Here is a 16,652-nt window from a genome sequence, read left to right as displayed (position 1 = left end):
GATCTTCTCCCAAGGAACAGAGTCAACGACAGCCATGTCAAAAAGAAAGATTGTCATGACACCTGTAGAATATGGCTGTTTCATTTCATACCTCCAACTAGTTTGCTTTCTACGAACCGAATGGGGGGCTATAGCGAATTTTTTAATTCTATCATCAAAAACATTACCCTCAACCTGTATTGTAGTATCAGGATAATAATTATCTCTACAATAATCCAGCAATGTCTTATCCGAGTTATTTATAAATATAACAGTTGAATCGAATGGTATATCTCTGTCTGGACATCCCCATAAAATAAAAGGGATTAAAGCAATTAGTGAAAATTTTAAAAACTTCATATCTTCTATTTATTTAATTAGTTGACCTGCATTTTTAGAAAAAGAATATGTCTTGCCAACCATTCCATTTAGGCTTGGTAGGATGAGGTTCTTTATAAGAACGTCCTCTTGGATGATTATACGCAGGACTACCTCCATTTTTGAACACATCCACATTAAAAATATCATCATACTCATAAGGGTTCTCCCCTTGATTTACATACTCCTGATACGCCTCTGCCCCCGTACCATATTTCTTGTCGAAATATTTTGCCGCCAATTTGCTAGCATGAGTTTCGTACCATCGATTACCATGGTTATTCTTATCAAATGTCGAACTTAAAAGACTTGGCTTAGCTACAACAAACAGATATGCAGGCCCAAGTTTTTTACTTTGCAAATAATGTCCATACTCATGTACAAACAAATGGTCTCTAAAATCAGGTTTGAAGCCCGGAGGGCCCAATATGTAATTACTTAATGTCATTCCCCCCACATCTATTTTAGAATCAATCACTACCGCACCATCAAAGTAGTTCACTTCATTAACGAGATAACAAGTATTCAGAACTTGGTTTACCAAATTACCCAAACCTGTTTGCGCTAATTGCCATGTAAGTCTTGACACCACATCCCAGAAACCTCCCTTAAACAAACCAAGATCAAGTTTAAAGGCATTAATTGTGGAACGCCAATTCTCTTTTTTAGTCCATGCGTTAATGCCTTTCGACCAGGACTTTATGAAAGTATTTACAAATAAATCTTTCACAAAATTGAAAATACCAAAAATGAACTCTCCATTGGGGTCATTATATTTTAACGGATTATTCAAACAATAAGAATATCTGTTATAATTCTGGCTCGAATACGGTTCCTGCAACTGCGGATCAGGAGATAGAAATCTACCAATAACCGGATCATAAAGCCTTGCATTCATATTAATTAAACCAAAAGCTGTCAGATGCTCATGCCCGGTATAACCTCTGCCCAAGAATAACGTAGGTTCCGCACCAACCGCATATAAAGTTTGGTTAGCAGGATTCCTCAACCTCCCCCATGCATCATAACTTAGCTCCTGCTTCAACCCACCTGAAGAATTAACGGTATGAGTTATACTGCCCAGATAATCCCTGCACAGATAATAAACAACCCAAGCCCCTGAACCTTCTTTCACATACACTGCCGCCGCTGAATACGCATCGCCGCCAAGGTACAGAATTTCCTTTGAACCCGCAACTCCTGTCTCGAATTCATATTGATTTCCCCAATAATATCTATTGAGTTGGACCTGATTGTTCTTCTTCAGATTCATTTTGACTCTATTGCCTTCCCCATTATATGTAAATGTTGCTACATAACCATTTTCAGTAATAGTCTCCGGTCTTCTTAAAACATTATAAATAATCTGTTGTTCCCGAAGTGGAACTTCCGTGCCGTAAGGAGTAATCAATGCTATAGCATAAGGTTTTTCGGCATTGTAAGTAAAAGTTCCTACATTAGATATATTGGTTATATTTCCATTGTTACTGTAAGTAGCCGTTTTTCCGGCAAAACTTGTCAATCTGTTCAGATTGTCATAACCAAAGTTTTCCTGAATGTTCCTTACATTGTCTTTTCTCCAGTTCAGATTACCTGTCTTGGCATTAAAGTTATATCCGGAATTCTGAATAACTGTAGAACCATTTTTAACTACTCTACCTGTTGGAGCCCCGTTCGCGTCATAAGAATAGGTGCGGGTTAAAATTCCTGTGTTTACACCGGTCGTCAATCCTAACGCATTTTCAGAAGTTAACTTCCAGATAGATGTCGAGTTATTAAGTTTCACTTCTGAAAGATTACCATAAGAATATGTATAGTTTTCAGTCACAATATTACCGATATTGGAGGCATACGTCAGATCCGATATACACCCATTGGTGTGAGTAAATGTTTTTTTGAGCCACTTTCCATCCACATTCGTTTCCTTCAGAGTATTTAGCCTCATCAGAGCATCATAAGTATAGGCTTTGGACGTCCCGTTTGAACTTACCTCAGATTCTATGAGGTTGTCAGCATTATAGCCGTAGTTTATTGTCTGCCCGGCAACCTCCTTTTTAATCAGGCGATGGAAATTATCATAAGTTTTCTTCGTGACATTTCCATTGGCGTCAGTTTCCTGGGCAACATTTCCCATAGTGTCATAAGCATATCGGATAATGCCCAAACTCGGATCGTTCATTGTAGTTTGTCTTCCAAAATCATCATACCCGAATGTAGTTGTAATCTGCCCCGGAGCAACTACGCTAATCATTTGCCCGTCCGGTCTATAATTATAAGTAGTAGTACCTGCGGGATCGGTAACTGATATTATATCTCCGGAAGCATTATATTTCTCTGTTTTTGATACGCCGTCCACCACTGAGGTAATACTCGTATTGGAATACGAAAATGTGTCTTCCTTGCCCGAAGCATATTTCAATGATACAACCCTGTCATAAGCATCATAAGTATATACGTTCCATTGTGCGGGCGTACTCCCTTTAAATGGCATGGAAACTTTAGCCAAACTTCCTTTCTCATCATATACATTATCTGTATAAACATAATTCCCATCAAAACGTTGTTTTCCTGTTCTTACTTCCCTACCCCAAGCGTCGTAATAAGTTTGAGATGCCGGAGAACCTGTAACGGAAACAGTGGAAAGCCATAAAGCTGAAGCCGGAGAAGTAGCCCATGAAAACGAAGTCGTTTCTATGACACCATCAGGTTTGACACTCTTAACTTTTCTGCCAAAATCATCATAGTTGAAGCTGGTTTCCTGGTTCTTATGATTTTTCATGGAGGACAGTTGCCCTTTTGAATTGTATGTATATGTTTCAATCAATCCCAAAGGATCTATTTTCTTTATTACTCTCCCATAAGAATCATATTCATACTTTGTAATTAGATTGGTAGTCGACGCATATTCTCTTAAAGACTCTTGGGATACCAACCCATCTTGATATGAATAGCTGACTTGAGAAATCGCTTTATTATTTGCATAGTGTACTTTTACAACCGGAAGCTGATTAGAATATACAGGTATATACTTCCTGTCAACCCATGTTGAGCCATCTCTTGTTTTTGTGGTTACTTGATCGTACAGAAAACCTATCCTGTAAGTAGAAGCATCATTTGTGTTATGGTAAGAGTTGTTGGTTGTTACTATAAGGCCGTCACTGTAAGTAACCGTCTCTTGGGTCACATTACCATAAGTATCATAAATGTAATTAGAACTAACAGTTGTGTTCTTTAATTTATCCTTTTCTGTTTTATTGCTCAATGCTATCTTGGCTACCTTATTTGAGGCAATAGATACAGTATAATAATAAGAAGCTTCAGACATAGGATTAACTAACTGGGTTATAACTCCAAACTTCATTGGATCAAAAGTCAGTTCAACCTGAGTCCCTTTCATATTATCATGCATTGTAATTTTCCTGAATCCTCTGAATCCTAATCCTTGGCGATGTGTAACGGCATCATTGTAATAGTATGATTTAGAAGACAAATACGTATTGCCATAAAAAGAATATGTATTGCTGACAACATTGATGTCCATATATAATTTATTGTATGGGAAAGTTGTACTATAACCAGATGTCGTCCAATACATATTGCCATTAGTAAGATTTTCATAATCAAATTTCTCAATTACCCCATAACTGTTAATCATGCCGGTCAGCATTCTTCCCCGGGCATCATTACGTGTAAAGGAGATTGGAGTGACAGTGGCATCCTTTATACTTAGCAATTGGCTGGTCCTACAACTATAACCATCTCCTATAGTTCCTGTTATAAAATGAGAATCAGAATCTACAGTCACTTTTGCAGATTCGGCCACAGTATTCAGTTTACCGTTCTGGTTCAGATGTACACTGATTTGAGTTCCGGATTTTACAGCTAAATCGGGAAGTTTATCACCATTCAGATCATGAAACAGAAACTGATAATTGGTATCGGAATTAGATAAAAACTCAAATGTGCTGCTTACAAATCCACTACCGGTTGCCAATAAAGCAGTCCAGGTTTTATACGTACTATTATAGTGAGTTACCGGATAAGAAATGGGTCTGATACACGGAGTGGTAAATTCAAAAGCCTTATCGCTATCAACCTTACCACCATTATTAGGGAGGAAGGGATCCTTTATTATCGGATCATCAATAATCTCACCTCTACAGCCACTACATTCACCACAAGGGCGTTTTTTCATTTCAATCCAGTAATCATTCTTCTTCGGACCTAAAAGAAAATCGGTGAGCCCATCACCGTTAATATCTTCAACCAACAATTCTCTTTTGGAAGCACCCGATATATCTGTGCTCTTAATGCCGCTTGTATATGCAATCTGCACAAAAGCACCTCCCTGATATGAGTAAATATAAGTTCCACTTCCGTTTATGAGGCAAATGTCCGTTCTCCCGTCCCCGTTATAGTCGACAGCAAAAAGCGCATCTTTAAAATAATCAAATAAGAATGGAGTTTGATCATATATCTTAGTCCTCACTTCCAGATTAAACATAGTGGTTCTTGACCATGTCCTGGTTTCCCCCTTCGGAAGTTTGTTACCCGAAACGGCAACCAATTCCATCTTCCCATCTCCATTGAAATCTCCGGTAATGAATAATCTGGGAACAGCACTTTGCCTGCTGCCTTCTGCAAATGTTCCTTCTAATAAGAAGGATGCATTCCGGGCTGTCATATTCTTATCATAGGTAGTAATATCTACTTTGGCGCTGTTCTGATCATGCAACCAATAATTAATTCTAACCAGCTCATCATTTCCATCGCCATCTATATCAACAGGATATAATTTCTGGAATCCATTACCTGCCTGAATCTTTACCGGTGAACAGAGGTAATCTCCGAGATTCTTATAAACCAACAGATTCTGTGCAGGATCATATTTACTTCCATACTGGTAATTTCCTTTTTTATCATAAGCGGTTATACCATAAGATTCAAAATTAGGATAGGCAACGAGTCCCTCACTCCGGGTAAGAGAATTAAACTTACCCTTATGCAGGATAAGATCAGGAGCCTTACTGTTAGCAAAATAAGTTTCAAGAAAAGCCGTGCTTGTCTGGAAACGACTTTCGTCAGACTCACCTCCATAATAGAACATCAGCGGATTAACTTCTTTGCCATTCGATTTAAGACTGAGTTTAGACAAGAAACTATATATACTTGTGTCATAACTCAGCGTATAAGTACTAAGAAGCATTGATGATTGATAATATGTATCTATCTTCGACAATAACTTACTATCCTTCATCAGCCGCCCCGCTATATAAGAAGATTGAACATCGCTTCTTGTCTGATAGGTAAACTTTACAGCACCATATTGAGTAGAATTGCTGCCATATTTGATCTCGGTGACATAATAGACGTTATTATCCAACAGATAAGTAAAATCAATATAGTCTCCGAATGCATCTACACTTTTAGTAATCGGGTAAGTAATTTGTGCCGATGTATTGGTGGAATATCCAAGAGTTACTTTCTTTCCATCCGGATACCAAACATCAAAATAGTATTTTCCTGATGGTGCATAAAATGTAACTTTCACATTGCCGTGCTCTGTCTGATAATCGATTTGAGAAGACGTTTCTGATATCTTAATAAGCCGACTCCCATCTAATGAATAGGCAGAATTCTTATCTAAACTAGCCGGTTTTGCATTGCTTCCATCATAATAATAGTTTGAATTACAAATAGATATATAGGATAATCCTCCTATACACCACCCGTATCCGGCAATACTATTCCCCATCAGACTATTATAAGATAAGGCAAGAGCGGGTTGGTGTCCGTTTTTCCCTCCATATATTTCAATAGGTACACTGTATGTGAGTGAGCCATTTTCTATTCTCGATTGAATAGGTATTTCACCTACTGCTTTTGCCCGGTCTATCTCTACCGTGCTTGGCAATTCGGGCAGGGATGGAGGCGCCGGCAAAAGAGGATCTAACGGTTCTAACGGTTCAAATGGATCTAATGGTTTCAACGGGGGCTTCAAGAGAGGGGCGTCTAACGAAAGAACTTCACTTCGGACGGCACTGTCTTCCGACGACAACTCATTGACTTCTGTCACGATTTTATACAGTCCGTCTTCATCAGCTTCTTGCATGAATTCATCTTTTAATGGATCTATAACAAGAGAATCCCGGCCTACTGAGATTTGGGCATATCCTGATAAGGTACATAACAGTACCAAGATAAAAAATATTCTTCTCTTCATAATAGCGTATTAGCTTTAGGTTATTCTTTAATTATTTTCCAACTACTGGTATTACCATTATAGACTATCTGCATGATATACATCCCCGGAGTTCGATCAGATATATCTACCGCATTGGACTGAGATATACTGCCCCATTGTTGCAGCAATGTCCCGGTAAGATCATAGAGAGATATTCGGGCATTCTCAAACTTCTCAACTCCTGAAATATCAACTTTGAGCATACCACGGGTAGGGTTGGGATAAATTGTCACCTTAGTTTCCGAAAGTTTTTCTTCATATATGGAAGGCTCTCCTTCATCATCGCTCAAGACTCCCCTTGTCTGAACCACAATTTCCTTTTGGCGAGACAACCGATTACCGGCACTGTCGTAAGTATACTTGATTTTGTTTTGAGCGTATGCATCAGCAGCAGCCCACATAGATAAAACCACGAATAGCAGAAATATGGCAACTATCCGTTTAGATGTTTGAATTCTTAAAAGTAGAAATGTTGTTTTCATGTGATATAAGATTTTATTGACGCTTCAAATAACCACAACTTTCACATAAAAACAAAATATTATATGGTAACAGTGGTAACAAACCTACTTCAGCAAGAAAAGTTGTTTTTCATCTTACAGCTCTTCAGCTCTCCTCAACTGCCCTGTTCATCGGCCTTTCGGCTGAAAGTATCTCCTGAAAGGAAAGATTCTTTGCTTTCAGCTTTCAGCCAATACTTCTTTAGTGAAACAAGGGTCAAGTTGACAAGGAGAATAGTCACTGTGCATAAAAACGCGCAGGAAAAGAAGCAATGTTTTAATGGTTATCATTGCTTCTTTTACCCCAAAACAAACAATGATATTTACTAAAAAATACTATCTAATAAAATTCAATGACGCATCTATATATCCAGCGTTTCCCATCTATAGATCCAACGTCTCCCATCTATAGATCCAACACCTTCCATCTATAGATTCAATACAGTGAAATACGTGAATTTTCCAATACTAAAGTTTCTAATGAAATAGCATTTATTAAGCATGAAGAATCTCATGATTACAATATCGGCTGAAAGCTGAAAGCAAAGAATCTTTCCTTTCAGGAAATACTTTCAGCCGGAAGGCCGATGAACAGGGCAGTTGACAAGGGCTGAAAGAACTGTAAGATATGATTGGTTAAAAAGACATAACCACCGATTATAGAAAACGATTTAAAAGTAGCATCTCAGTCCACCTTGAATTCCCAAACGATTTACTCCATGACGTTCACTATCAATCACAATTACCGCAGAACTGAAGTCATCAGGACGAGTGAGAGAAGCTCGCCACCATTCCACACCCAGTCCCAGCCCTATCACTCTATTCAACATATACTCTACTCCCCAACTTAGTTCGGCTGCTATCCCCGAGAATCGGTCTCTGCCTGCACCATTCCAGGCATACCCAAAACTCACAGTTCCTCTGATTATCCATTTCTCATCAATCTTCTGACAATAAACTAAGGAAGGAGCCACATATCCCAATGTCACAGTTTCTTCAGGAAAATCAGTGCTGAAAGCTGCACACTCCAGTCCGAATCCATAACCCTTTTTACCAACCCAGTTGTACGCCACTTTATACTCCGGACCTCCTTTCCACTTGTAAGTGCCCGAACGCATTTCTACCCTGCTCGTTATCCAACCATAACCCAAATTGACAATGAACGTATTTCTCGGAGTTCGCATAGCTTTCTCCTGTTCTTTTTCCTTTTCCTTCATTCCGGCCACATCTTCAAGCGTAATACCAATGCTCTTCTCTTGTCCCCAAATACTTACATTCAAGTAAAACAAGGCAAACGTCAACAATATATATTTCATAATCTTCATCTAACAGTTTTTTAATATCTCATTAGTAAATTGGTCTTCACAAGAAATTCTATGATTACAGCAGCCGATTCTTTCTCTTTCTCCGGGAGAGCGTTATACTCTTGCGAATACTCTGGATAATTCAGCAAAATAGTCCTCATATTGTTTTTGGTAATAAGTTTCACTTCTTTATCGTCAGACTCTATCAGATAACAAGCCTTATTTTTCAGTTGCTTAGATGCTACGATCGCCCCACCTATAGCACCAAAGAGTATGCCGGCAGTGACAGCTTCACTCGTCTGTTCCTTGCCAATCTTAGTGCTGATGAAACAAATCCTACCGGTACCAAAACGAAAACCAGGCGCATACCAGCTGCCAAACTTACATCCCTGATACCTTAACTGGCGGCAGTTTACATACAAGGTATCCTGATGTATGATATACTTTACATCTTTCTTTAATAACTTATCCGTCTCCTTATTACCTGTCTCTGGTTTAAAATCAGCACCTCCATTCCAAAATCTCTTACTTTTAGACCTGGATTCAATAGTGAGATTCTCCAATGCAGTAAACTTTCCATCCATGTAATCGGAAAATGAAAGAGCACATCTGCTCTGAGCAAAAGAGGCAGTTGCAAATAGCAACAGCATCAAACCTAAGATGTGTTTATTCCGTATCATAAAATTTGTATTTGAGTATGATTTTAAATATTCAATGTTTTCCGTCCAACCGGATGATATATCCGGTTGGACGGGTTGCACTCAACCTATATTATTCCATGTCTGGTAATAATATTTTCTTCAGTTTTTCAAGAAGTTGATCCTGTTCCTCTATTTCATTATCTTCTAATAAAACATTAAGAACCTCTTCATCTTTTTCATAATCATAAACATCGACTCCAAACCAACCTGAACCCCAAAAATGAATATATCCTCCTTTTTGGGATGATTCAAAGGTAATCGCATAAAGAGAACCAAAATCGCCTTCGCTATAATAGTTACATTCAATAGTATAATCTATTAAATGTGGAATCAGATTTTTCTGAACCCATCCTAAATCTTTCATTGTCTTATTATTTAATTTTCAATATCGGTGATAAACTACGTACTTTAGGCAACATTTGACCACCTTGTTTGTTTAAAGCACGTATTTGACTTCCCTTAGCACTGGGACCAACAGTTTTATACCAATTAGGTTTTCCGCCTTGTATTAGACTATTCTTAGGTACTTTAAACTCAACATATACAGAACCTACTTTGGCTCCTTGAAAAGCATCAGATCCTCCAGTTGCGACAAATGTCAATCCCTCCGGTCCTTCCACCATACGTCCCGTTTTCTTCATTATATTATACTCATTTTCAGACATCCAACGTCCAACCCTTACCTCGCCTCCTTTGGGAATCCCTGTAAGCATGCCCACTTTGTTATCCAAAGAATAATTCGCCGCACTCCCAACTGCCGATAATCCGCTTGTCACGAAGCTCTTTTTGGCACCGCTCCACATTCCGTCCAAGAAGGAGGTATTGGGGTCATCATCAGCTACAGCCATTATCCCACCCATCACTGTACCGAAAGGTAGACCGGAAGCTTCATGCACTATCAGTTCCCGAAGCATCGGAGACGATATCTTTTCCGTCAGTTTCTGAACGGGACCGGCGAACTTACTTGCAATTTCACCACCAACGTAAGCCATCGTACCGGCCATTATACCGTCAAATGTAACTTGCTGCAGATTGATATTGTTCCACCCATTGTTAAAACCCTGACCAATCGCAGAATTGGCAGCACCGGCACCGGCCGTAATGCCGATAGCGGCACCGGGAAAAGCAGCGGTCAATGCACCGGAAACGGCACCTGTAGCAAAATAGGACAATCCTTCCCAGCTTAAATCCGCACCATTGGCAACCCAGTTTATTGCTCCTCCGATAGCCGCACCAATGATGAGATGCCAAAACTCCCCACTCGGGTCCGTATATATTAACGGATTATTCAAGCAATAAGTATATCGATTGAAATTTTGTGAGAAATCAGGCATCTGAACAAACGGATCAGGACTCAAGAACCGAGCCAGTAACGGATCATACATACGGCCATTCATGTCTATCAGCTTGAACTCATCCAGATGTTCATGTCCCGTATAGCCACGGTGGAACTTGAAGGTATTATTAGCTACCGTACGTCTGCCCCAGACATCGTATGAAGCCTTGAAAACCTCAGTACCCGCATTGTCGGTCAACTTCACAACACTGCCCAAATGGTCTTTGTGGGCATAATAAATCTTATCAGGCTGCCCGGATTGTTTCACATATACCGCTACCAAACCGTTATTGCCACCAAGATAATATAATTGTTTCGTTACACCGCCTTCGGTGACCATCTCATAATCGCCCGCATATACAGTCGTACGTGCAACCGCATTGTTCGTCTTCAACGTAGATTTCCAACGTTGGCGATCAGGACCATACGTGATGTTCAACAGGTAATTGTTCGAACCGACCGTTTCACTGATAGAGGAAACTTTATCAAATGCAGTATACGCAATGGTCTGGTTATTCTCGGAAATCAGGCCACCGGTATTGTCAACGGTACTTACCGCATGAGGTTTGTCATAACTGTATGAACCCAAGCCTGTTTTAGAAACAATATTACCATTGGCATGATAACCCATGTTCATGACTGTAGAACTACCTTGCTTTACAACAGTCAAACGATCTGCACTGTCATAAGTGAAGGTTTCCGTTTGCCCAATCATACCCGTACGCGAAGTAAGATTGCCTGTAGCACCATCAAACACATAGTTCATATTATGCAGCGACGTAGTGCCTTTCATCGTTTTCAGGTTACTAAGTAAGCCTTGCGAATTACGGGTTTCGGTAGAAATCAATGTACCGCCAAGTTTGGTAGTAGTGACAGTTCCGGTAGCTCCCGTGAGTTCCCAGATATTTTGCGTACCTGCCAGCACCTGTCGCAGATTGCCATAAGCGTCATAGTTGCGACTGACGGTCAAAGATCCAGGATAGGCAATATTACTCAGTTGCCCCTGTGAGTTATAAGAGTAAGTAAATGCCAAAGCACCTGTTCCTTCTATTTGACGTGTCTCAGTCCTCGTACGACCGTAATTGTCATACGTATAAGTCGTGTAATTATTACCCGTCTGTTCCTTTGTCAGACGCAGCAAGTTGTTGCCGGACGTTCCATAGGTATAGGTCGTAGTTACACCATCCGTTGCGGAAGAGGACATACGCCCCAGCACATCATAGGTATTTGTCGTGGTTTTACTTTTCCCGTCAACCTGAGTTTTCAATCGTCCGGCAGCGTCATACGTATAGGTTATGGTACCTGCATTGGGATCGGTCAACGTCTTTTGCTTGCCCGTGTCATAATAAGTCATAGTGAAAGTAGCTCCACCTGTGACTATCTTTTGAGGTTTTCCCAGTGACTTATAAGTATAGGCAATGCTGGAAACCGGATCGGTCACGGATTTCACTCCACCCCAGGGATCATAGACTTGGGTATAAGTTTTCCCGTTTGTGGTACTCGATACTGTACGGTTCCCATAAGCGTAAGAAACGGATCTCCCTGCACTGCTTGTTTGGGTCAGCACTCGCCCACGAGCATCATACGTATAGTTCTCCGTCGTGGTAAGATTGCCAGTTTCTGTCTTTTTCTGAGTGATCAGCCCTTTGTTGTTATAAGTCGTAGCCTCTTTAATGGACATACTTTGGGGACCGATTGTTTCTACCAATACCTCACGCCCCTGATTGTCGTACCAGGTTTTTATCCAGGGCTCTCCCGTAGCTTGGGCAAGCGTAAAGAATCGTTTACTTGAATTGACATTCCAACCACTCAGATAACTTCTCTTAGTACCGTCGGGAAAAAGAGTAGACAGTCTGTTCCCCCATCCATCAAACGTATGCCTAGTTGTTAACTTATTGGAAGTATCACTTTCGTCAGTTTCCGTCAGGACATTTCCCCAAGTATCATATGTATAAGCAATAATGGATGACAACGGATTAGTAGAAGTTTTAGCGATAAAACGTTTCGTTGTATCATAATCATAGTTGCTGGTAAGGGCGGAAACTCCAGAGCCACTGATTTTCTCCGTCTTCACGTTTCCCCAAGTATCGTAGGTGAATTCAGTAGTTAAAGGCAAAGAGGAACCATAATTTTCAACAGTCTTCGTTTTATATCCTTTAGAGGTATCATACGTGATTTCCATCTTCTGCGTGAAAGTCGACGAGTCGTCCGTATGCTTCTGTACCTTTGTGATCAGCTGGGGCTGATAGGTTTTTCCGGCAAGGGTATAGTTGCCATATTGAACAGTGCGATACATGTTATTACCATAGTCTGCCTTTTCATGGGTCATGTAACCATAGGTAGTATTGAACTGACGGGTGGTAGTAATCATATTGCCATCCAGATCCTTCTCTGTAGTAGATGAAGGGTAAGCAAAGTATTTCCTGGAGCCTTTATCCACAATAGTCAGCGTAGTGTTAGTTTCAGCCGTACTGCCGTCTATGGTATTTTTAGTATAGGTAGCAGATGGTATATAGAAGGAAGTATTCCATGCTTTTACACCAGATTCAGAAACCGTTCCCAACGTCGTATTCTCAGCTATCATGGAAGACATTCCCAACAGCCCTTTTCCTTGCAAATGCATTTTAAGGCCACTGTAGCGATAGTTAGTTGTCATTGTTCTGCCTGCCGCACCATTATCCGAATTTACTTTCTTTACTACATGCAAAGGCAAAGTATAATCGGCAATAGGATAACTGCTACCCGTACCTTTGGTATAGATACCGCCATTGACAAGGGAGGTATAAGTAATATTCGTCACACTGCCATAGTCACCGGTAACAGAAGTTACCTTACCTTTGTCTGTATTGTAACTACTATTAGGGTATAATCGCCATACAGGGTCTCTGTTTGCATCGCTACTATTATAACAATTGTAACCATAATTCATCAGTTCCACCTGACCGTCACCGTTGAAGTCGCCCACCAGATAACGGGATGAGAGGGCATCTTCATCTCTGTTAGAAGTCGCCGAACGCACTATGGTAAGCGCGCTTCCTGTAGAATGCATCCAATAGGTATAAGTTTTATTGAATTCGCCCCAAGAACCTTGAAATATAGCGCTCTTCTTATCATACATGGCCTTGGTTATCACCACATCCGATTTCCCGTCAAGATCGAAATCATATATAAGGCAATCAAACCTTGAATCATCTTTTGAAGTAAAGCTCTGATCGTAAAGCCCCAATGTGCATGCCTGCGACTTAGTAAAAGTTCCATTGCCATTATTCAAAGCAAAATACCAACTACTTTCACCGGTACTGTTCATTAGGATATCCATTAAACCATCGCCATTGAAATCACCGGAACGAATCATCCACACTTTAGAAACATTGGTTCCCGTAGTTTTCTTAGCATCCGAAAAGGTGGTTCCTGTTATTCCGTTACCCTGATTCCAAAAGATGGTATAACCTCCACTATAAATTACCATCATATCTTCCAACCCGTTGCCGTTGAGATCAGATACAAATACCTTATCAGGACTAGAAGGTAAAGTCAAATTAAATGCCGTGCGATATAAAGATGTTCCTGAATTATGCCCAATAATTTCACCCGGATACCTGTTACCACTATGTCCCTTTTCTATGAAAACAATATCTCCTTTTCCGTCATTATTTAAATCACCAGTAGCATAGGCGGGCATTTCGCTGCTGTATTGTAAGTTATATCCGAAAGCCCCCTGAACCGTGTTTCCATAAACATAAAAAGCTATTTGCTTCCAATGATCATTGATGCTTACATGTGGTACTACAAATTCATTCAGACCGTCTCCATCAAAATCGATGACGGACGATCCCGCTTTGTACTCTTGCATGTCAAACAATTGAAAACTTGCTCCAAGACGATAATTCGTTCCATCGACAAATCGGACATTTCCAGAAGAGTCCAGCGAAGCCCAATATATATAAGCGTAAGTATCATAAGTCCAAGAATTCGTACCTGTCGGTATCTTTACAGGAGAGATTCCCATCATATCCGTCAAACCATCTCCATTGAAATCACCAGCAATAAATTGCTGTTCAGAAAATGCGACTGCTGGATAAACAGAAGCAGCATTCACCTGAGGAGAAACAGGAATGCTATATAGGGAAGGCAAATAAGACCAGTTTAACTTAACAGGTTGCATAACATCGCCGGCGCCATTCCTCTCCGTAACACTTGTCAGACGTGAATATTTAGTACCGGAAGCATCACCGGTGGTATTGTATTGCAAGTCATAAACACGGTAAACCGAATTTCCCGTTTTGCTTGTAATGGTTTTCAGTCTACGATCCATGGTTCCTTTTACGCCTTCAATAACAAATAGCTGTGGATCATTGGAGCGAGTTTCATAACTGAAAGTAACCGTATTCTGTAAACCAGTACTCCCATTCTTATTATTTCCATACATTATAGTGTTGGGGTACATGCAGTAACTCCACTTATTATAGGTATAATTCATGTAATTACCCAACGGATCTTCCACGTAATCCAGATACCATGCATAGATTCTGGGGAAATTACCGGCTGTGTAGCTTTGTCGAGCACCGGTTGTATTTCCATAATAACATATCTGCCCGGTAGAAGATTGTACTTCAAACCATGTATTAGCTGTAGAAGTAGTGTATGTGCCATGAACAATCACTTTAGTAAAAGGATCGGATTCCAAATAATATACGGCTCCCTCTTGCCCTATAGTACCAGAAGAATAAATCAAGCGTTTACCGTCCAGATAATAAGCCTCATCAGCGGAAAAAGTTAATGCCTTGGCTGTACCGTCATGATACATATCCTTCGGACCGCGAGTTATAACTGACATTCCCGACAAATTACATCCCCAACCCAACATTCCATTTCCTGCCTGACTATTATAAACGATAGCAAGCGTAGGTTGCATACCTCCTACACCTTGCGGAATTTTAATAGGAATTGAATACGTAGCAGCTCCAGTAGCCGATACATCAAAAGTTCCACCAAGAGAGCCAACGGCTTCCGGTTCCGCACTATATGTGTTGGGAATGTCCGGATAATCAAAATCTTCCGAGGCATATCCGGTAATATTAGTAGTAATAAGTTCCGCTGTATCATATCCTTCCGATACTATATAATAGGTGCCCGGTTCTAAAGTTCTCTGTATAAAGGCATGAGAGGATGAAGAACAGCCACCATCATCTGAGTAATAATCATTGGAAGCAATGACACCTCCCGCGGCATTCAACAGATAGGCGCAAGTTTCATAGACCATTGATCCGCAGTGAGTTATTGTTACAATCATTTTACGGGTTAATGTGAACTTATAGAAAACGTCCTCTTGTTCTCCGGCTGCATACTGATTAGAAAAAAGATTCATATTCTGTATATCAGAATAGTCAAAACTCTTGCTGTAAGTACCGGCGTCAATAGCATTCTGTCGACTATCCCCTTCTGAAGATAAAAACATCCCAGTTATTTGAGTAGTAATAACTCCGTTCTCTTCATATCCTTCTGCCACGACGTAGTACGTGCCGGCATCCAGTATCTTTGATAAATAAGCTTCTCCAGCACCACCGCCACAGCCCATGGAGAAGTCAGCATCATCGTTATAGTCAATTAATTTTCCGGAAGCATCCAAAAGGCTCAAATAGGTATCAGAAAGCTCTGATTCGCAATGCTTCATGATGACCTTCATCCTAGTATTTATAGTAAATTTATAAAAAACATCATTGGAAGGTCGCCCCGTATAATTGTTTGTAAAATCTTCCGTGTTTTGTGAATCTGAATAATCAAATTCAGAATTATAAGTGCCAACTTCAATTGGATATGATCTAGTATTTCCCTGTTGTGCATGAACAGAGGATGAGAACAACACGATAAAAAATATCAATGATAAATGTGTTTTCATGGAGGAGTGTGTTTTAAGGTTATCTTATTCTTTAATTATTTTCCAGCTGCTAATCTTACCATTGTAGGCAACCTGCATGATATACATTCCTGGAGTCCGTTCGGATAAATCAATTGTATTGGACTGGGATATACCCGCCCACTGCTGCAACAGCTTTCCGGTAAGATCATAGAGAGATATTTGGGCGTTCTCAAACTTTTCAACTCCTGAGATATCAACTTTAAGTACTCCCTTTGTCGGGTTGGGATAAATAGTAACTTTCGTTTCTGAAAGTTCCTTCTTCATATACCGATGGTTCTTCTTCATCGCTC

The 16,652-nt window shown here is 40.2% G+C and carries 8 protein-coding genes; all 8 read right to left on the bottom strand.

The genetic code is table 11. From position 1 onward, the window contains the following. Positions 1 to 339: hypothetical protein (locus tag BACCELL_RS26830; protein WP_007211509.1), on the bottom strand; the 339-nt coding region annotated here is incomplete at its 3' end. A 34-nt stretch (positions 340 to 373) separates the two neighbouring features. Continuing rightward, entirely contained in the window at positions 374 to 6,580 is a 6,207-nt protein-coding gene (locus BACCELL_RS09445; RefSeq protein ID WP_007211508.1) for an RHS repeat-associated core domain-containing protein, read from the bottom strand. Between the two features lie 20 nt (positions 6,581 to 6,600). Further along, positions 6,601 to 7,083 (bottom strand): T9SS type A sorting domain-containing protein, encoded by a 483-nt coding sequence (locus BACCELL_RS09440; protein WP_007211507.1) that lies wholly within the window; start codon positions 7,081 to 7,083, stop codon positions 6,601 to 6,603. A gap of 689 nt (positions 7,084 to 7,772) precedes the next feature. Further along, entirely contained in the window at positions 7,773 to 8,426 is a 654-nt protein-coding gene (locus BACCELL_RS09435; protein ID WP_007211505.1) for a hypothetical protein, read from the bottom strand. 11 nt (positions 8,427 to 8,437) lie between these two features. Continuing rightward, positions 8,438 to 9,085: a DUF6563 family protein gene (locus BACCELL_RS09430; RefSeq protein WP_007211504.1), complete on the bottom strand. Its 648-nt coding sequence runs from the start codon at positions 9,083 to 9,085 to the stop codon at positions 8,438 to 8,440. A gap of 91 nt (positions 9,086 to 9,176) precedes the next feature. Beyond that, positions 9,177 to 9,470, bottom strand: coding sequence for a hypothetical protein (locus BACCELL_RS09425; protein WP_007211503.1), 294 nt, complete (start codon positions 9,468 to 9,470; stop codon positions 9,177 to 9,179). A 7-nt stretch (positions 9,471 to 9,477) separates the two neighbouring features. Further along, positions 9,478 to 16,341 (bottom strand): TreTu family toxin, encoded by a 6,864-nt coding sequence (locus BACCELL_RS09420; protein ID WP_007211502.1) that lies wholly within the window; start codon positions 16,339 to 16,341, stop codon positions 9,478 to 9,480. Positions 16,342 to 16,365: 24 nt separating this feature from the next. After that, positions 16,366 to 16,652 (bottom strand): T9SS type A sorting domain-containing protein (locus tag BACCELL_RS09415; protein WP_007211501.1); only part of this gene is annotated, 287 nt, incomplete at its 5' end.

Origin of the sequence: Bacteroides cellulosilyticus DSM 14838, from assembly GCF_000158035.1 — a bacterium.
Taxonomy (GTDB): domain Bacteria; phylum Bacteroidota; class Bacteroidia; order Bacteroidales; family Bacteroidaceae; genus Bacteroides; species Bacteroides cellulosilyticus.
This window is presented reverse-complemented; position numbering and strand designations above follow the sequence as displayed.

What these genes read in the sequence shown, in the direction of transcription:
- BACCELL_RS09425 (WP_007211503.1), bottom strand. Translation starts at nt 9,470, where the DNA reads ATGAAAGATTTAGGATGGGTTCAGAAAAATCTGATTCCACATTTAATA.
- BACCELL_RS09435 (WP_007211505.1), bottom strand. Translation starts at nt 8,426, where the DNA reads ATGAAGATTATGAAATATATATTGTTGACGTTTGCCTTGTTTTACTTG.
- BACCELL_RS09445 (WP_007211508.1), bottom strand. Translation starts at nt 6,580, where the DNA reads ATGAAGAGAAGAATATTTTTTATCTTGGTACTGTTATGTACCTTATCA.
- BACCELL_RS09430 (WP_007211504.1), bottom strand. Translation starts at nt 9,085, where the DNA reads ATGATACGGAATAAACACATCTTAGGTTTGATGCTGTTGCTATTTGCA.
- BACCELL_RS09420 (WP_007211502.1), bottom strand. Translation starts at nt 16,341, where the DNA reads ATGAAAACACATTTATCATTGATATTTTTTATCGTGTTGTTCTCATCC.
- BACCELL_RS09440 (WP_007211507.1), bottom strand. Translation starts at nt 7,083, where the DNA reads ATGAAAACAACATTTCTACTTTTAAGAATTCAAACATCTAAACGGATA.